At 62.6% G+C, this 17950-nt stretch carries 12 protein-coding genes and 1 riboswitch; of the genes, 3 read left to right on the top strand and 9 right to left on the bottom strand.

The window, feature by feature from the left end; genetic code table 11:
* Window positions 1-52 precede the first annotated feature (52 nt).
* The 3 genes from JNC62_RS04065 to rnk form a co-directional block, all read right to left on the bottom strand.
* On the bottom strand, window positions 53-1291 hold the full coding sequence (locus JNC62_RS04065) for a saccharopine dehydrogenase family protein (RefSeq protein ID WP_374836198.1): 1239 nt from the start codon (window positions 1289-1291) through the stop codon (window positions 53-55).
* Window positions 1292-1330: 39 nt separating this feature from the next.
* Window positions 1331-2428, bottom strand: a complete 1098-nt coding sequence (nspC, locus tag JNC62_RS04060; protein WP_374836196.1) for a carboxynorspermidine decarboxylase — start codon at window positions 2426-2428, stop codon at window positions 1331-1333.
* A 379-nt stretch (window positions 2429-2807) separates the two neighbouring features.
* Window positions 2808-3206: a nucleoside diphosphate kinase regulator gene (gene rnk / locus JNC62_RS04055; protein WP_374836194.1), complete on the bottom strand. Its 399-nt coding sequence runs from the start codon at window positions 3204-3206 to the stop codon at window positions 2808-2810.
* Between the two features lie 396 nt (window positions 3207-3602).
* Between rnk and gdhA the strand changes: the two genes are divergently transcribed.
* On the top strand, window positions 3603-4952 hold the full coding sequence (gdhA, locus tag JNC62_RS04050; RefSeq protein ID WP_374836192.1) for an NADP-specific glutamate dehydrogenase: 1350 nt from the start codon (window positions 3603-3605) through the stop codon (window positions 4950-4952).
* 138 nt (window positions 4953-5090) lie between these two features.
* On the opposite strand, the gene JNC62_RS04045 is transcribed toward gdhA, so the two are convergent.
* The 4 genes from JNC62_RS04045 to JNC62_RS04030 all read right to left on the bottom strand — a co-directional run bounded on the left by JNC62_RS04045 (window position 5091) and on the right by JNC62_RS04030 (window position 13011).
* Window positions 5091-6431: an HlyD family type I secretion periplasmic adaptor subunit gene (locus tag JNC62_RS04045; RefSeq protein WP_374836190.1), complete on the bottom strand. Its 1341-nt coding sequence runs from the start codon at window positions 6429-6431 to the stop codon at window positions 5091-5093.
* Window positions 6432-6444: 13 nt separating this feature from the next.
* A complete protein-coding gene (locus tag JNC62_RS04040; protein ID WP_374836189.1) occupies window positions 6445-8736 on the bottom strand; it encodes a type I secretion system permease/ATPase in 2292 nt (763 codons plus the stop codon).
* 445 nt (window positions 8737-9181) lie between these two features.
* The gene (locus JNC62_RS04035) at window positions 9182-11197 is read right to left on the bottom strand and encodes a hypothetical protein (protein ID WP_374836188.1); all 2016 of its coding nucleotides are present in this window, start codon (window positions 11195-11197) and stop codon (window positions 9182-9184) included.
* Between the two features lie 119 nt (window positions 11198-11316).
* Complete coding sequence (locus JNC62_RS04030; RefSeq protein WP_374836186.1) at window positions 11317-13011, bottom strand: hypothetical protein; 1695 nt, start codon at window positions 13009-13011, stop codon at window positions 11317-11319.
* A gap of 632 nt (window positions 13012-13643) precedes the next feature.
* Between JNC62_RS04030 and JNC62_RS04025 the strand changes: the two genes are divergently transcribed.
* A complete protein-coding gene (locus JNC62_RS04025) occupies window positions 13644-14126 on the top strand; it encodes a hypothetical protein (RefSeq protein WP_374836184.1) in 483 nt (160 codons plus the stop codon).
* A 49-nt stretch (window positions 14127-14175) separates the two neighbouring features.
* Here JNC62_RS04025 and JNC62_RS04020 read toward each other — a convergent pair whose 3' ends face one another.
* The gene (locus JNC62_RS04020; protein ID WP_374836182.1) at window positions 14176-15372 is read right to left on the bottom strand and encodes an NnrS family protein; all 1197 of its coding nucleotides are present in this window, start codon (window positions 15370-15372) and stop codon (window positions 14176-14178) included.
* A gap of 294 nt (window positions 15373-15666) precedes the next feature.
* Window positions 15667-16305 carry a 3,4-dihydroxy-2-butanone-4-phosphate synthase gene (ribB, locus tag JNC62_RS04015; RefSeq protein WP_374836180.1) on the bottom strand — a complete coding sequence of 213 codons (639 nt, stop codon included), beginning with the start codon at window positions 16303-16305 and terminating at the stop codon, window positions 15667-15669.
* A 125-nt stretch (window positions 16306-16430) separates the two neighbouring features.
* A riboswitch (FMN riboswitch) is annotated at window positions 16431-16577 on the bottom strand.
* A gap of 287 nt (window positions 16578-16864) precedes the next feature.
* On the opposite strand from ribB, the gene JNC62_RS04010 reads away from it, so the two are divergent.
* A complete protein-coding gene (locus JNC62_RS04010; RefSeq protein ID WP_374836178.1) occupies window positions 16865-17683 on the top strand; it encodes a sugar phosphate isomerase/epimerase family protein in 819 nt (272 codons plus the stop codon).
* Window positions 17684-17950: the final 267 nt, after the last annotated feature.

The following is a 17950-nucleotide window of genomic DNA, read 5'->3' as shown; positions in this document are numbered from 1 at the left end:
GACCTGCGGAATGACCGCAGGTCCATCGTTTCAAAGGCCATCAGCGGCCTGATCAGGTGAACAGCGGGCGCTCCTCGCCGTTTTCCTGGATCCAGGTGGAAAGCCCGATCTTGCCAAGGACTTCGAGGAACGGCTTCGGCGGCAGTTCTTCGACGTTGGCCATCTGCTTGACGTCCCATTCGCCCCGAGCGACCAGCATGGCCGCGGCGACAGCCGGCACGCCCGCGGTGTACGAGATGCCCTGCGAGCCGACCTCGTTGTAGGCTTCCTTGTGGTCGGCGACGTTGTAGATGAACACCGTCCGTTCCTTGCCGTCCTTGATGCCCTTGACGTAGTCGCCGATGCAGGTCTTGCCCTCGTAGTTCGGGGCGAGCGAAGCCGGGTCCGGCAGGCAGGACTTGACGACCTTGAGCGGCACGACTTCCTGGCCTTCCGCCGTCTTGACCGGCTGTTCGGAGAGCAGGCCGATGTTCTTCAGAACGGTGAAGACGTTGATGTAGTGGTCGCCGAAGCCCATCCAGAAGCGCACGTCGGCGCCGTCCATGTTCTTGGCCAGCGAATGCACCTCGTCATGGCCGCAGAGATAGGCCTTGCGCTTGCCGACCACCGGCAGGTCGTATTCCTTGCCGATCTCGAACATCTGGTTGGTCTGCCACTGGCCGTTCTGCCAGGAGTAGACGACGCCGGTGAACTCGCGGAAGTTGATTTCCGGGTCAAAGTTGGTGGCGAAGTACTTGCCGTGGCTGCCGGCATTGATGTCGACGATATCGATCTCGGTGACCTTGTCGAGGTACTCGTCCTTGGCCAGCCGCGCATAGGCGTTGACGACACCCGGGTCGAAGCCGGCGCCGAGAATGGCGGTGATGCCCTTTTCCTTGCACTCGCCGGCGCGCTTCCACTCGTAGTTCCCGTACCACGGTGGCGTCTCGCAGATCTTGCCCGGCTCCTCGTGGATCGCCGTGTCGATATAGGCGACGCCGGTGTCCATGCAGGCGCGCAGCACCGACATGTTGAGGAAGGCGGTGCCGACGTTGATCACGATCTGCACGCCGGTCTTCTGGATCAGCGCCTTGGTCGCCTCGATGTCGAGGGCGTCGAGCGCGTGGGCTTCGAGCACGCCCGGCTGCTTCATCGCGTTCTTCTCATGCACCGATGCGATGATCGCGTCGCACTTCGACTTCGTGCGCGAGGCAATATGAAGGTCTCCCAATACATCGTTGTTCTGGGCGCACTTGTGCGCCACGACCTGTGCCACGCCACCGGCGCCGATGATGAGAACGTTCTTTTTCATTTCGGGGGATATCTCCTTCTACCCGTTTGCCGAGAGCCTTCAGGAAAGGCTCTGTTCGAAGTCTGAATAGGTGAATTCGCGGACTGTCCTGATGCTGCCATCCAGTTCCTTGATGGCGATCGCCGGCATCTTCACGCCATTGAACCAGTTCTTTTTGACCATCGTATAACCGGCCGCGTCCTGGAATGAGATTCGGTCACCGACCTTCAGCTCGTTCGCAAATCGGAACTCGCCGAAGACATCGCCGGCGAGGCAGGATTTGCCGCAGACCATATAGTTGTGCGGTCCTTCATTCGGAGAGACCTTCGCGTTCTCGCGATAGATCAGCAGATCGAGCATGTGAGCCTCGATCGACGAATCGACGATGGCGAGGTTCTTGCCATTGAAGAGCGTGTCGAGCACGGTCACTTCCAGCGTCGTCGATTTGGTGATCGAGGCTTCGCCGGGCTCGAGGTAGACCTGCACGCCGTAATCGCCGGAAAAACGCTTCAGCCGCTCGGCGAAGCGCTCGATCGGATAGTCGTCGCCGGTGAAATGGATGCCGCCGCCGAGGCTCACCCAGTCGGCCTTCCTCAGAAGCGGAGCGAAGCGTTCCTCGATCGTCCCGAGCATGCGGTCAAACAGGTCGAAGTCGGCATTCTCGCAGTTGTTGTGGATCATGAAGCCGGAAATCCGGTCCATCACCTTTTCGACGCGAGCGACGTCCCATTCGCCGAGCCGCGAGAAGGGGCGGGCGGGGTCGGCGAGGTCGAAGCTCGAGGAACTGACCTGCGGGTTCAGCCGCAGTCCGCGGACGATGCCCGAGGCCTTGTCGGCAAAACGCTCCAACTGGCCGATCGAATTGAAGATGATCTTGTCGGCATGGCTGACGACTTCGTCGATCTCGTAGTCGGCATAGGCGACCGAATAGGCGTGGGTTTCCTTGCCGAAGCGCTCGTGACCGAGGCGGACCTCATTGAGGGAGGACGACGTCGTGCCATCCATGTAGTCGCGCATCAGATCGAAGACGGACCAGGTGGCGAAGCATTTCAGCGCCAGCAGAGCCTTGGCGCCGGACTTCTCCCTCACCTCGGCGATCCTCTCCATGTTCTTGAGAAGCTTCGACTTGTCGATCAGATAGTAGGGCGTCTGGATCATGGATCTTCGTGTCTTTCGTCGGATGGAAAGGCTTTGCGGTCTTCTCCCGCGTGCGTGGCCGCCGCGCGATGGATCGCTCAGTCGGTCTGTCGTGCGCAATTCGCATAGCGGCACCGGCGTCCTGCACATCGGCGCGGTGACGGGGTTGTCAACTTTTAAAGCTTAGGGAGCACCTTGCGCGATTCCTCGTCCCGGCCGCGGACAACCGTTGCAACGGCCGGGCTAGGTTCGCGCCTTACGTCGCAATAGCCTCTGCCCGCGGTGAGAGAAGAACGTCAGCATGGCGCCATCTAAGTCCCGAAGCCCTGGAAGTCAAGGCGGAGCGACAATTCCGGCAGCGGGTTTTGGTCCCATCGGCCTGCCTGGGGCGCGCGACGTATCAGGCGCCCTCTGCAGGGGCATTGTACTTCACCTCGACGACCTTCAGCCGGTGGCTCTGACCGTCGCGGGCCTTCCAATCGATGGTTTGTCCCGGTGCAAGACCAAGAAGGGCAACGCCGATGGGCGTCAGCACGGAGATTTTCGCCTGTTCGATGTCGGCATCGCCCGGATAGACAAGCGTCACGGTCCTGGCCTGGCCGGCCTCGGTTTCGTAGGTCACGGTCGAGCCCATCTGGACAGTATCGGACGCCACTTGATCGTTCGGGAGAACCGACGCGCGCTCCAATTCTCCAAGCAGTTCGTCCGCGACTTCGAAATTGCGGTCGAGCGCTGCCTGGGCCAGATCGTTGAGGCGAGCATAGTCGGCCTCCCGGACATAGATCAACGGCTTGTTCATAACGATGTAACTCCTGTTCAATTCTGCAATGTGCCGCTGCTGCGCGCACGATGAACGTTGCCGCAGTGGGGTGCATGTATTTGGGGATTGATGTCGCGCGTTGCAGAAGATGACTACCATGCTCCCCGACACCCGGGGCGCGACAGCGACCGGATTCGGGCTAATGTCCTGCGATCGGACAGTCTTGGTAGCGGCTACCGCGATGGGCGATGAAATCGATAGTCATTTTACAATGATTGCTGCTCAACGATCCGGTGTCAAGCAGGCGACCCAAGATGATCGGGGAGAGCACCTCGCCGGTCTCCGCCAATTTTTGGTTCAAATCGTCCCGATATTCCGATAGTCCGCTTTCGCGCCAACGATTGCCTTGTTAAATATCGGCGCACGGAGAGCACGATGACCAATGTAGATGAGAAGTTGGAGCCGATCCTCACCGAGGTTTTGCGGCGTAATGTGGGTGAAGTTGAGTTCCATCAAGCCGTCCGTGAGGTTCTTGAAAGCCTCGGACGCGTGGTGGCCAAACATCCGCGTTACGCCGAGAACGCACTCATCGAACGCATTTGCGAGCCGGAGCGTCAGATCATTTTCCGCGTGCCGTGGATCGACGATGCCGGCCAGGTGCAGATCAACCGCGGTTTCCGCGTCCAGTTCAATTCGGCACTGGGCCCCTACAAGGGCGGCATCCGCTTCCACCCGTCCGTCAACGTGGGCATCATCAAGTTCCTCGGCTTCGAGCAGACATTCAAGAACGCGCTGACGGGTATGCCGATCGGTGGTGGCAAGGGCGGATCGGACTTCAACCCGAGAGGCCGGTCGGACCGCGAGATCATGCGGTTCTGCCAGTCCTTCATGACCGAACTGCACCGGCACCTGGGGGAATACACCGACGTCCCGGCCGGCGATATCGGCGTGGGCGGACGCGAAATCGGCTACATGTTCGGCCAGTACAAGCGACTTACGAACCGCTACGAGGCGGGCGTTCTGACCGGCAAGGCGTTGTTCTATGGCGGCTCGCGCGCGCGAAAGGAAGCCACAGGGTATGGCGCAACCTATTTCGTGCAGCGGATGCTGGGCACGAAAGGCCAGGATTTTGCAGGAAAGCGGGTGGTGGTCTCCGGCTCGGGCAATGTCGCGGTCTACACCATGGAGAAAGTCATCGAGTTTGGCGGCAAGATCGTCGCCTGCTCCGATTCGAACGGCTACGTCGTCGACGAGGCGGGCATCGATCTCGAGCTGGTCAAGCAAATCAAGGAAGTCCGCCGGGCCCGGATCGCCGAATACGCGCGGCTGAAGGGTGCCGGGACCCACTATGTGGAGGGCGGCTCGATTTGGGACGTGCCCTGCGACGTCGCCATGCCATCGGCCACGCAAAACGAACTCACCGGCCGGGAGGCGCGCCTCCTCGTCAAGAACGGCGTCGTGGCCGTCGGCGAGGGCGCCAACATGCCGTGCACGCCCGAGGCTGTTCGCCTGTTCCAGGAGGCCGGCGTATTGTTCGCCCCGGGCAAGGCGGCCAATGCCGGCGGCGTTGCGACTTCGGCGCTTGAAATGCAGCAGAACGCCTCGCGGGACAGCTGGACATTTGAGCAGACCGAAACGCGGCTTGCGGCGATCATGCACGACATCCATGACCGTTGCGCCGAGACGGCGGATGAATATGGCGCCCCCGGCGACTACGTGCTTGGTGCCAATATCGCCGGCTTCGTCCGCGTGGCGGAGGCCATGGACGCCCTCGGCGTCATCTGACCCAGCCGCATGAGCAACCAGGCACCGGCGCCCGTGGCATGGTCCGGACGTGCTTGGACTGCCCGGACCGAGAGGTGTTCGGAAAGCGGACACGGCGTTCCGCTTTCCTGAACATCGGGATAGCCGTCCCGCAGGGAATCAGCGCTCTGTGAAGGCCCTGGACATGCTGTCGGTGATCGGCTTGACCAGGTAGCTGAAGAAGGTTCGTTGCGCCGTCTGGATCATCACCTCGGCCGGCATTCCCGGGGTCGGGTGGAACCCCTTGACCTTTGCAAGTTCGCTCGCCGGGATGTCGATCCGCGCCAGATAGACGTCATGGGCAGGCATGCCAGGTTTGCTGTCTTCCAGCGCATCGGCGGAAATGTAGAACAACTCACCATGCAACACCGGCGTCGTCCTCTGATTGAGGGCGACCAGTCGAACCGTCGCCGTCTGCCCGACCGCGACGCTGTCGATGCTGTTGCGCGGGATCTGGGCCTCGATGATCAAGGGCACGCCCTTCGGCAGGATTTCCAGGATTCCCTTGCCACTTTCGATAACGCCGCCCGGCGTGTGATAATAGGTGCGGATCACCGTTCCGCTGACGGGCGCGGTGATCGTGACGCGCTTCAGGATATTCTCGGCCTGGCGCGCCTGCTCCCGCACCGTGTCGAGTTCGCCTTGGATGGCCTGCAGCTTGTCCAGCGCATCTTCCCGGTAGGACACCTCGGCGCGGCTGATTTCCTGCTGGCCCTTGACGATCTGTGCCTGGGTCTCGGCAACCTCGGCCTCCAGTCTGCCGATCTGCCCCTGGGCGTCGGCCATTGCTCGCTCGATCGCTTTCATTTCGGTCAGCCGTAGCAGCCCCATGCTGACCAGCTTTTTCTTGTTCTGGTGCTCCTCCCGCAGCAGCGACAATTGCTCGATGATTGCATCACGTTGCCGGTTATAGCCTATGCTGCGGAATTCCAGCGCCTTGATGTTCTGGCTGAGCAGGGACAGTTCGTTGGATTGCTTCATCCGCTGAGCTTTGAAATTGAGCTGCTGGTTGACGATGATGGACCAGACCTCCGCGTCGCCACGATATTTATCGAGCAGTTCGGACACCTCCATCTGTTCGTCGCCTTCAAACTGCGAGGTCAGGCGCGCGACGGTCGCCTCCAGCCGGATCCGACGGAGGAACAGCTCCCGTTCCTTGGCCAAGGCAGCTGTCTCGTCGAGTTTGATCAGCGGCTGGCCTTCCACCACCTCGTCGCCCTCGTTGACCAGCAGTTCCTTGATGATGCCGCCCTCATAGTGCTGCACCACCTTGTTGCGCCCCGTCGCGACGAAGCTGCCCTGGGCGATGACCGCGGCGGCCAGCGGTGCGGTGAAGGCCCAGGCGCCGAAACCTCCAAAGGTTGCGCACAACAGGATCATTCCGACCGTCAACTGCTTCCGGATCGATCGGGGGACCTCCGAGTACCATTCGATGTCATGGACCTTGGCTATGTCGGACATGCTCGGGAAACTCCTACTGCAACAGATGGCCGAACGTGCCGGTGTCGACGTTGATTCCACGCGCCTCCAGCGCCTTCAACACGTCCTGGCGCATGCCGAAGAGCGCCACGGTGCCGTTGACCAGCAGGAGCACCTTGTCGACGCTGTTGAGGAGAGACGGGCGCTGCGTGATCGTGATCGTGGTGATCTTCTGCTGTTTCGCATGTTGCAAGGCGCGCGTGAGTGCGGCATCGCCGGCGCTGTCGAGGTTCGAGTTCGGCTCATCGAGCACGATCATTCGGGGATCGCCGAAGAATGCGCGCGCCAGGGCGATCCGTTGCTTCTGGCCGCCGGAAAGCGGTGCCCCATCGGCCGCCACCATTGTTTCGTAGCCATGCGGCAACGTTGCGATCATTTCGTGCACATCGGCCAGCATCGCCGCCTTGTAGATCTGTTCGTCGGTGGCATCCTCGCGCATGCGGGCGATGTTTGCCTTGATCGTCCCCGGAAACAGCTGCACGTCCTGCGGCAGATAGCCGATGTTCTCGCCGAACTGACGCTGGTCCCAGTTCCTCAGATCCATCAGGTCGAGGCGAACATTGCCGGACGTGGGCAGGATCGAGCCGACCAGCATTTTGCCCAGCGTCGTTTTCCCCGCGCCGGAATTACCGATGATTGCCAGGGAGTCGCCCGGCTGCAGCGCAAAGGAGATGCCGTTCAGAACCACGCGCTTGGTGCCGCCGGGAACGTAGAGCAATCGCTCGACGTCCAGCCGACCTTCCGGTCGCGGCAGGTTCAGGCGCTCGAAATTCAGCGGCGAGGCCCTGAGCAGGGCCGATATCCGCCCGTACGCCGCGCGCGACTGGCTGTACTGGTGCCAGCCTTCGATCGCGCCTTCGATTGGCGCCAGACCGCGCCCGGCGATGATCGAGGAGGCGATCACCATGCCGCCGGTCATCTCGCCCTGGATGGCCAGGTGCGCACCCCATCCGAGCATGGCGACCTGCGCCAGCAGCCGGACGCCTTTCGAGGCGGCTGCGACTGCAATGTTGCGGTCCTGCGCGATGACCTGGGCCTTGAGCGAGGCCGCCGTATCCCGGCCCCAGATCTGTACTGCCTCCGGTATCATCGCCAGCGCATTGATGATCTGCGAGTTGCGGGACATCGACTCCAGGTGGAGGTTGGCCTTCACCTGCGCCGTATTGGCGTCCGCAAACGGGGCTGCCGTCAGGCGCTGGTTGACCAGAGTGAACACCAGGAGCAGCAGCGCGGTCGCAATCACGATGGCTCCCAAATGCGGGTGGATCAGGAAGACGGCCACCACGAAGAAGGGCGCAAGCGGTGCATCCAGGAACGACAGAAGCGTTCTGGATACCAGGAACGAGCGGACCTGCTGTAGATCGTTCAGGGTCTGGTATTCCCTGCCGTTCGAGGTCAGCGACGCGCGTGCTGCGGCGCTGAGGATGGGGGCGCCCAACTGCGCAGCGATCTCGACCGCCGTGCGCATCAGGATGAACCGGCGAATGGCATCGAACACCGACTGCAGGACGATGGCGCCGACGATGACGAGTGTCAGCATGATCAGGGTGTCCATCGATCGGCTTGTCAGAACGCGATCCGATATCTGGAAAAGATAGATCGGAATTGCCAGCACAAGAATGTTGCTGGCCAGCGTGAAGATCATGACGACGAAGAGGTTGCGGCGCACAGCATCGAGGCCCGCCTTGAGGCTGGCGGAGAAATCGACAGGGCCGAGGCGCTTGTGAAACGTGCCGCCGCCCGAGCCCGTTCCTTTTCCCCCACCACCCGACAAGGTCTTGTTCGGGGATTGCCTGTCGGCCTTGATCGGCCCCGTGTCTCCCTCGATCGTTTTGATGCCCTCCGCGCCCTTGGCCACCGTCTCTTCACGCTTCACCGGGGCGGGATCGGTCTCTCCGGTCCGCAGCGCCTGTTCTTTGGCATGCACGACGTCCGAAACGGCAGCGCGGGCCTGCGCCGCCGCCTGTTCGGGATTCCTGCACGATTCGGCGGGTCCGGCCGTATCGTGGAGGGACGCTTGTGACGGCTCAGCCGTCGCGCCCTGGGCGGCGTTGTTCGTCGGCCGGTTACCTGCGGGGGTCTCCTCTGCCTTCGCGGCAAAGGTATTTGCGAACGGTATGACGCGCTCGGATGCATTGGCCAAGGAGCCGTCGGATCGCGGTTGTTCCGGTTTTCCGGTCGACACATGCGTCGCGGTCCCGTCTTGCGCGCCGGTCTTGGGAGCCGGGCTGCGGTGAGCCTGCCGCAGGCTTGGTGGGGCAGGTGCCAGCGCGGTCACGGTCGCCATGAATTTGGTCGGACCCGACTCGTTCCCGCCCGCGATGGGAAACCCCTTGGGGCCGATCCGCGTGGTCGGTTCCGGCGGCGCCAGAGGCTCGGCGGGCGCCTTTGCCACGGGATCGGGCTGGGCTTGGTGTGGAACGGGCGGGGCGGGCTCGAAGCTCCGGTGGACACTGCTCCAGAAGGGAACATCCCCCGGAGTTTCGCCGGCGCCGATGGTGTCGCCAGACGGACTACCCTTCGCTGGGGACGGCCGTTCGTCGGCAGGCGGATCTACCTGCCGGATCGGTGAGGGAAAGGGTGGATTGGGAGCGGCGGCTGGCCCTGGCTGCGCGGGTTGCGCATGCGGGTCGTTCGCCGCGTCGCGGCATTGCTGTACGGCCTGCTCGAACCGTGCATAGGCATCGGTCGGGTCGGCAGCCCTCCTCCGGTGGTCTGACATCGTTTTCCCCTCAATGTCCGAGTAGGTGTTGCAGGCCGTCGTCCGTCTGCCCTTCGTGGGCGGCAGGGAGGTAGACGCCCGGTGCTGCTTCGTGGGCGGGCTCGAGCATCGAATCGTCGAGGAACAGGACGGCTTCGCTGACCAGTGCATCCGGATTGGGGCCGCCGAAGTCGGGTTTGTTCGAGATCAGTTCGGCCTGGATGAGTGTTTCCTGTGAGTACTTCTCACCGCCGACGTAGGTTTTTCCCAACGAGTCCAGATCAAGAATAACCGCGTGATTGATGAGTGCGTTCCCGCCGGTCGACACGGACCAGTCCGCGTCGAGATGCGGCTTCAACTGGTCCATGGCCAGGGCGATCTGGTCACTGTCGCCCAGGATGCTGGTCTGCTTGATGTATTGGAGGTTGAGAAGGTCGCCGCTGATGTAGAGGACGCGCAAACCATCCAAACCGGTGAAAGCGTCGTCTGCCAGCACACCCTTGGAAATGCTGTCGCCGCCGTCGGCGAGATCCTTGGCGAGCGCCAGATACTTGCTCGACAAAGCTTCAAAGCGGTCGGTGCCTCCGATGTTTCCGATATAGGCTTCGTTCCACAGCAGGTTGCCGCCAGTCGATGCCGAGCCCGTGCCCGTCGTCTGGAATCCGGGGAGCGCGCCCACCACGTCGTTGTCGAACAACACGTTGATCTGCTGGATCAGGTTGGCGTCGTACACGGAGCCGCCGACGATGATCAGATCGTAGGCAAATCCAAGGTCGAGAATGGACGTCTGGTTGACGCCGAGGTTGCCGCCGCTGATGACGCTCGTGGTGACGCCGGACGAAGACAGGACACCAATGTCGTCGTCGGTCTTGAAGATGAACTGCTCGAGCCAGTTCACCATCAGAAGGTCGCCGTCAATCTTCGTCACCGACCAGTACTGGGGGAAGCTGCCGACACCGGCATCGGTGTCGTCATCGGTCGAACTGCCGATACGTTCGAACTCGGCAATGTTGAACACCTGGTTGATCGTACCGTTGCTCGACCAGTCCTTGATGCCGGCGCTGATCGTGTCGATGTCCCACAGGACGTTGACCTGGACGATCGCGTTGATTTCGTAGTAGCTGCCGACGACCGCGGTGACTTTGGCCCCGGTCCAGAGGTTCTTCAGGACGGCTTCGTTCACCAGCGTGTTGTCGCCCGCGGTCAGGGTGACCGAAGCCTCGACCTCGTAGGATCCGTCCTTGCCGATCGTCACATTGCCGGTCCAGGTGTCGCCATCCTTGTCCGACGCGTCGTCGTCCTCGTCCTCGAAGTCGTAATAGTCCTTCAGATCGGGCGCTTCGTCGACCAGTTCACCATTGACATAGACACCCTCGAGGGACGTCGACTGGGCGACGAAGACCTTGAAGGGGCCATCCTGATCGGCCTCGATTTTTTCCAGCAGCGTCCCCGCCAGTTTGATCGTCTCGATGATCTCAGTGCTCGATCCAGGCCGTTCGAGATCGCCGATCGGCGACAGCGAGTGGGCCATTTCTGCCGCATCGAGCAGTTCGGCATTGGAGACGGGAGTAGGCGAGAAGACCAGGCCGTGCCCGCCGACGCTGAAATAGTCGTTGTCGGACAGCAGGATCACCTGGCTGATGTGGGTCACCACCGAACCGATGGGGTCGATTTGCGGCGACAGAACCGTGTTGACAGCCGTGCTCGCAACAAAGCCGTGCGGCGTGTGCCAGGGCGGTTCGGGAAAGGGGAAGGACTCCAGGTTGAACGGCGTTGCCGGCAGCTGCGGAAGCGGAAGTTTCCACGGCGGGACGTAGATGAGCTCCGGGCCCGGGGAAAAATAGGTCACGCCCGGGTCATAGCCGAGAAAATCATAGGGTGCTGCGAACGGACTCTTGTCGGGGAGAGGCGGCGGCAAATCCGGATCCACGGGCTTGTGGGCGAGAAAATCGTCGTAGGCCTCCCTCTGCATTGCGCGTTCAGCATTGAGTTGGAACATGCCGATGAAATGGGCGATCTCTTCGGTGATCTTGTCCATTGCCGTCATGACACGCGACCCTCTTTCGACTTTGGCCGTTAGGCGAGTGCTGCAGCCTGGAATGGACTGCGCAGTGCAGACCAAACGAAAGTGGCTTCGCCCGGTCCGGGCGAAGCCACTTCATCGCGTCATGCGTCGTCGTCTTCGCCGACAACGGTGTTGGTTAGGTCTCCGCCGACCACGGTCATGTCGACCGCGTTCTGCTGCAGGTTCGCGCCGAGCACGATTTCCTGGTTGAAGGCGCTGAGGTGGATCGCAGCGTCGGCCGAAGCGTGGCTCGTGCCGGTGACGAAGCCGTCGTCACCGTTGTTGGAGCCCCAATAGCCGCCGTCGCCACCCGCGCCGCCGTCACCATTCGTCGCCGTGCCGCCGGCCGCGCCAGCGCCGCCGGCCCCGCCATAGGCCCAGCCGCCATAGCCATCGCCGCCAATGCCGTCGGCCCAGGCCCCACTGAGCGCACCGCCGCCGCTGCCGCCGTCGGCCGAAGCGTCGCCGCCGCTGGCGTCACCGCTGTCAGCATAGCCGCTGGCGGCGCTGCCACCGGTTCCGGCCCCACCGGCACCACCGGCGCCACCGGCACCAGAGCCGCTACCTGTGCCGGTTCCGGTTCCGCTCCCCGAGCCCGTAGCGCTGCCTCCGGCACCGCCATCACCGGCATCGGTCGCACTGCCGCCGGCACCGCCGGCACCACCGGCACCGCCGGTGCCTCCGGCACCGCCTGCACCGCCGCCGCCGCCAGCACCGCCAGCGCCGGCGTTGCTCGAGTCATCGATGGCCGATTGGGCCGCCGCGAGAGCCGGGCTGAGGAAGCCGAGCAGGTTGCCTGCAGCCGCACCGGCATCGCCGGCCGTCGAGTCGCCGCCGTCGCCGCCGTCGCCGCCATCGCCGCCATTGCCGCCATCGCCGCCGTTGGCGTTGCCGCCATCGCCGCCCTCGTCGCCGTCGCCGGCATTGTTGTCGCCGCCTTCGGCGCCGCTACCGGCCAATGCCAGGCCGGCGCCGAGGCCGAGCCCGAGCCCGAGACCGAGGCCGAGACCGGCACCGCCGGCGCCGCCAGCACCACCTGTGCCTGCGCCACCGGTGGCATCGCCGCTGTTGGCGTTGCCGCTCGAACCATCGCCACCGGTGGCTGCGCCACCATTGGCGTAGCCGCCATTGGCACTGCTGTCGGCGCTTCCGCCGCTGCCGTCGCCACCGTCGCCATTGCCGCCAGTGGCGTCGCCGCCATCGCCGCCGTCGCCACCATCGGCATCGGCGTCGTCACCGCCCGAGCCGCCCCTGCCGCCAGCCTTGATCCCCTCTTCCGCGTTGGCCGTGCCGCCGGTCGCGCCGAGGTTGAAGTTGGCAGTCCCGTCATTGGAGACGCTGGCGTTCTCGACCGTGTCGTTGTCCTGCAGGTTGGCAACCTGGCTGAAGACGTTCGCCACGTTGTTGCCGTCGCCGCTGAAGGCATTGTTCAGGATGTTGTCAAACTGGATGTTGAACATGCCTTCAATCGAGTTGTTGTTGCCCGATTGATCGATGTCGGCGAAGTCGTTGTCGGTCGGCTCGTAGCCGTCCAGGTTCAGGCCAACGTCCACGGTGACGTCGACGGTCGTGGCGTTGGTGTTCGAGTTGGTATTGGTGTTGGTGCTTTCGCTCGTCTGGGTCTGGTCTTGGGTGGATGTCTGGTCCTGGGTGGACGTCTGGTCCTGCGTTGACGTCTGGGTCTGCTGCTGCTGCTCCTGCTGGCGCTGCTGCTCTTGCTGCTGTTGTTGTTGTTCCTGTTCCTGGGAAGGATCGTCGTTGATAAGATCCCAGTTGGTCCGGCCTCTGTCAGCCATAGCTCTATCCTCTGTCGCTTGAGCCGCTGGCTTGACCGCCATTCATCTTCTTGGGGTCATCACCACGCGGCGGTTGAACATGAGTCGTGCTTTATGGTTGTGCCGGGCGCGATCTCGCGGCCGTGCACCACTGTTTGGAGGGTTCATTTCCTCCCACCGGATTTGGGTCGAAATGGAATAGGGCAAAAGCGGGGTCCATGTGGTCGTAACCGGGGCTATCCGCCTCGCTGCGCATTCCATGTTTGACCCAAGCCCGGCGTCATAGTCTGTCGGGACGGAGCGATGTTATAGCTGACCATTGGAGTTAGCGCGCATGATGCAACAGCGTCCGCCGGGTATACTGGCGGGTCCCTCTACTGCCGTTGACAGAAGTGCTGCGCTAAAAGAATTCCGGGGAAGCTTGAATTTGGTAGGGCGGGCTATGCACGAGACCTGCCTTATGACTAGGGTAGTCCTACTAACGGCTGTGCTTTGATGCAAAAAAATCTGCGGCTGAGCTGCAGTTGCAGATGTTACCCATTGGATTGTCGTGATGCATGACACCTCATTGAGGTGGATGATGGTCTACCAGTTGGGAAATATGCGGAAGTGGTATCTCGGGTATACTTCGCGGCGGCGTCTGGAGAGAAAACATGCCGAAATTTCAGGAAATACTCCTGTTGGTTGGGCAGCTAAACTATACTTGGACGAATACCGAGAGCCTGCTGATCCACATGATTGCCGGCCTTGCCAAGGTGGACAAGGAAACAGCCATCGTCATCTTTCTGACCTTGAACACGACACGGGCGCGTCTCGATCTCGTCGAGCGCCTGGCGAAGATGCAAAAGACAACGGCTGAATGCCGCAATGACGTGCTGGATGCGACGAGACGGCTCAGCGATCTGTCGAAACTGAGAAACAAATACAATCACTGCATCTATTCGTTTGATCCGGACAGTGGCCAGGGGCTGACGCAGCTGATGCGGATATTCGACAGCAAGGACGACGTCAAATACGGCAAGGTTGAAGCGCTCGACAACCTGGAGATGGCGCGGATCAAGGAAAGCATCCGCTCGCTGATCGAGCTCAATCACCGGCTGTGGGACATCACGGAAAAGTATAACTTTCCTCGATAAGGCATGTCTTCCGAGAGCTAGAGCCGGAAAGGTCGGCAGCCGGTTCGTTTCACGCCTTGCGCAGGAGTAGCGGTCCGTAAAGCACGACAAAGCCAAGGAACGCGACAATCCAACAAGTTCCCGAAAGCGGCAGGAGCACCATTGTGAGTTCCGGCGCAAGGGCTGCGCCAATCCGTGCCAGCGCGGCAAGGAGGATCGGCACATAGATCGCCAGGACGGTCGATGCAGGTGCATGCAGCATCTGGCCGCTGTGCCCACGTGTGGCGCGCGTCATCACCGCGAGCGTCATGCCGCCGATGGCGCCCACCGTCCAGGCGTGGACACCCGCGGTGCGCAGGCCGGGGTCGCCCGACAGCAGAGCCGCGCCCGTCAGCAGGAAACCGGCCGGAACAAAGAAGAACGCAACATGCAGCACCGTCACCAGCGGTTCGGCGAAGGTGCGAAGCGGCGCCCAGCGCACCTGACGTGCGAACTGCGCGGTTCCCGCAGCAAGCATCAGCATGCCGGCCGGCCAGGCGAGGGCATCGATGCGTGCAGCGATCAGCCAGCAGGTGAGGGCGGCAAAGGCGAGGACCATGCAGGCCATGTCGAAGCGGTCGAAGGAGGGGGGCAATCCGCCGGGGTTTTGCTGGCGCAGCCAGTTGCCGGTGAAGGCTGGAATGATGCGGCCGCCAATGATGGTGACCAGCATGATGATCGTGCCGATCGCCATCCGGTCGGCGAACTCGGCGAAGCCGTAACGGTCCACTTCATAGAAGAACAGCAGCTCGGCGGCAAACAGCGCACCGAGAGCAACGACGACCTTGTAGTTGCGCCGGTTGCCCGCGAGCACCAGTTCGCGCAGGACAATCAGGGCAAGGACCGGCAGAAAGGCCGCGGCCACGGCCATGGCCGTGGCGGCGCCGATCCAGTCCGAACAGGCGATCGCCCCGCGGCCCGCCAGCCAGAGAACAAAGAGCAGAACGAGCGGCAGACCGGAAAGCGGTTTGCGACCGGTCCAGTTGGGAACCGCCGTCAACAGAAATCCGGCGATCACCGCCGGCACGTATCCAAACATCAGCTCGTGCTGGTGCCAGGCGACCGGTGGCATCGCCGACGGCAGGTGCGACAAGCCGAGGAACCACGGCACCCAAAGCGCCATCATCAGCGCCGGCTGCAGGGCGCCGAAGAGGAAAAAGGGGCGGAAGCCTGCGGAGAAGAAGCCCGCAACGGCGGAAGACGGTTCTGTCGCGGCTGGACTCGCCATGGTCAGCGTCCTTCTGTGATGGCGCCGGTACGCCCGATGGGATGCAGCGAGGCCAAAATGGGCAAGGTGTGCGTCTGGCTCATGCAGCAATCTTTTTAGTATGATCAACCTCATGAATAGGGCGTCCGTCGGGTGACTTCTTTGCGAAAACGCAAGTATTCGGGCGCATCGGTCCAGCGGGATCGGCGACAGGCTGACAGGACAGGGGGAGCACGGACGCGTTCGGGCGAACAGGACGCGTCGCATGCACCATCTCCGGGGCGACCGTACGCCGCCCCGGATCTATGGTCGCGACTATGCGGCGGCTTCCGCCAGTCGGGAAGCTTGGGTGTCGCGCAGGTACGCGATGAGGTCCTCGATCGTCACGAGGCACAGGCCATGCTTTTCGGCGAAAACCTCAAGATCCGGCAAGCGGGCCATGCTGCCATCGTCGTTGGTGATCTCGCAGATCACGCCGGAGGGTGACTTGCCGGCAAGCCGGCAGAGATCGACGGCAGCTTCGGTATGGCCGGGGCGACCGAGCACGCCCTGCGGGTTGGCCCGCAGCGGAAAGATGTGCCCGGGCCGGGCGAAGTCCTCCGGCCTTGCGGCCGGATCGACCAGGGCCCGGATGGTTGCGGCGCGATCTGCCGCCGAGATCCCCGTCGTCGTTGCCGGCAGGTAGTCGACCGACACCGTGAAGGCGGTCTTGAGCGATTCGGTGTTTTTGGGAACCATCAGTTGAATGTCCAGCGCATCCAGGCGGGCGCCTTCCATCGACACGCAGATCAGGCCGCGGGCCTTGTTCATCATGAACGCGATCTTGTCCGCCGTCGCATCCTGCGACGCAAAGACGATATCGCCCTCATTTTCGCGGTCTTCGTCGTCCACGACAATCACCATCTCCCCGCGGGCAATGGCGGCGATCGCATCGTCAATTTTATGGATAGTCATGCTTCGGTCTTTCAAGGGTTGGGCCGGATCGCGGCCATTGTTGCGCCTCCGCGCCTGCGCGCATCGGCAAAACTTCCCTTGGGCGAACAAACACCGTCGCGCCCCCGTAAGGAGTGCTGCGGTGACCTTGCTCTCTTCCATCCGGACTATACCGTCGGCTCCGGCATCGCACCGGATCTGCTGACCTTCCGGCGAGACCGGAAGCGCTCGCGGGCTCCGGGATTTCTCCCGATACCGCCGGTGGGGAATTGCACCCCGCCCTGAGAACGCCGCGAAGATAGGAGCAATCGACCGGAAATTGCAAGGGGGCGGGTGGCTCGACGCGCCTGTCATATCCGTGAAACAGAGTTCCGACATGGTCCCCGCCTACAGACTGGGCGGAGAACGACGGCCACGACGCGGACGGCTCGTTGCCGCGGGTACGCACGGGGGACGTCGCAGTGATGCGGTGGAGTGAAGCTGCCCGGTTTGAAAAGATCCCTCTGCCGGCGCAGGGGAACAGGGACCGACGACCGTCGCGTTCCCGGAACCACCATCAGAACCAATGGAGTTTTCCACAATGACATCCCTTCCCGTCGTCGGTGCCGCCATGACCTTGCAGGACCTGGAGGTTCATCGTGACTGGCTGATCCAGAAGCCGCGCGACCTCGAACTGCAGAGCTTCATCGAGGCCGAGACGCTCAACGGCGACTGGCGGCCGCTCGCCGACCGGACGCGCAAGCTCCTCGACGGCTTCAGCGGGCGGCTCGGCATCCACGGCCCCTTCTGGGGCTTTGTCATCAATTCGCAGGATCCGGATATTCGCGCTGTGGTGGCCAAGCGACTGGACCAGGCGCTGGAGGTCTGTGCGGCGGTCGGCGCCAACCAGATCGTCATCCACAGCCCCTATACGACCTGGTCCTTCAACAACCTGGACAACAACGCCGGTGAGCGCGAGCGGGTCATCGAGAACACGCATCTGACGCTGAAGGCGGCGGTCAAGCGCGCCGAAGACATGGGTTGCACCATGGTCATCGAGAACATCGAGGACAAGGACCCGCTCGATCGGGTGCGGCTTGCCGAGAGCTTCAATTCGCCTGCCGTTGCCGTCTCGATCGACACCGGGCACGCCCACTATGCGCACGGCTCGACCGGTGCACCGCCGGTCGACTACTATGTCAAGGCGGCCGGCAACCTTCTCCAGCATATCCACCTGCAGGATGCGGACGGCTATGCCGACCGCCACTGGGCGCTGGGCGAGGGTACCGTCAACTGGCGCGCCGTCTTCTCGGCCCTGTCGCAGCTGGAGAGCAATCCGCGGCTGATCATCGAGATCAAGGACAAGTCGAAGATACCGGCGTCCGTCGCCTACCTCGCGGCCTTGGGGCTCGCCGAGTAGCACAGCGCATCGCCCGCGCTGCCAGCCTTGCGCAATGATCGGGGCAGGGGGTGCTGGCGAAGCGCAGTTGGCAAATGACAGGGCGGGGCCGTTCTCAGCGGTCTCGCCCTTCTTTGTGAAGATAAAGATTAATAATCAGTATTTTAGCGTTGCACGTGGATCGCGCTTTGCTGTCATGAAACCGTTGCTCAGGGTTCATCGAAACGTAATCCACGGTTCATCCAGCCGACACATGGCCACCCTAAACCGTCCCTGACGCATCGTCCG

This window comes from Mycoplana ramosa, from assembly GCF_041930185.1.
Classification (GTDB): Bacteria; Pseudomonadota; Alphaproteobacteria; order Rhizobiales; family Rhizobiaceae; genus Mycoplana; species Mycoplana ramosa.
Note: the sequence above shows the minus strand (reverse complement) of the source record. Positions and strands in the feature narration are given on the sequence as shown.

What these genes read in the sequence shown, in the direction of transcription:
- JNC62_RS04030 (WP_374836186.1), bottom strand. Translation starts at nt 13,011, where the DNA reads ATGGCTGACAGAGGCCGGACCAACTGGGATCTTATCAACGACGATCCT.
- JNC62_RS04025 (WP_374836184.1), top strand. Translation starts at nt 13,644, where the DNA reads ATGCCGAAATTTCAGGAAATACTCCTGTTGGTTGGGCAGCTAAACTAT.
- ribB (WP_374836180.1), bottom strand. Translation starts at nt 16,305, where the DNA reads ATGACTATCCATAAAATTGACGATGCGATCGCCGCCATTGCCCGCGGG.
- JNC62_RS04010 (WP_374836178.1), top strand. Translation starts at nt 16,865, where the DNA reads ATGACATCCCTTCCCGTCGTCGGTGCCGCCATGACCTTGCAGGACCTG.
- JNC62_RS04040 (WP_374836189.1), bottom strand. Translation starts at nt 8,736, where the DNA reads ATGGCGACCGTGACCGCGCTGGCACCTGCCCCACCAAGCCTGCGGCAG.
- JNC62_RS04045 (WP_374836190.1), bottom strand. Translation starts at nt 6,431, where the DNA reads ATGTCCGACATAGCCAAGGTCCATGACATCGAATGGTACTCGGAGGTC.
- nspC (WP_374836196.1), bottom strand. Translation starts at nt 2,428, where the DNA reads ATGATCCAGACGCCCTACTATCTGATCGACAAGTCGAAGCTTCTCAAG.
- JNC62_RS04020 (WP_374836182.1), bottom strand. Translation starts at nt 15,372, where the DNA reads ATGGCGAGTCCAGCCGCGACAGAACCGTCTTCCGCCGTTGCGGGCTTC.
- JNC62_RS04065 (WP_374836198.1), bottom strand. Translation starts at nt 1,291, where the DNA reads ATGAAAAAGAACGTTCTCATCATCGGCGCCGGTGGCGTGGCACAGGTC.
- gdhA (WP_374836192.1), top strand. Translation starts at nt 3,603, where the DNA reads ATGACCAATGTAGATGAGAAGTTGGAGCCGATCCTCACCGAGGTTTTG.
- rnk (WP_374836194.1), bottom strand. Translation starts at nt 3,206, where the DNA reads ATGAACAAGCCGTTGATCTATGTCCGGGAGGCCGACTATGCTCGCCTC.
- JNC62_RS04035 (WP_374836188.1), bottom strand. Translation starts at nt 11,197, where the DNA reads ATGACGGCAATGGACAAGATCACCGAAGAGATCGCCCATTTCATCGGC.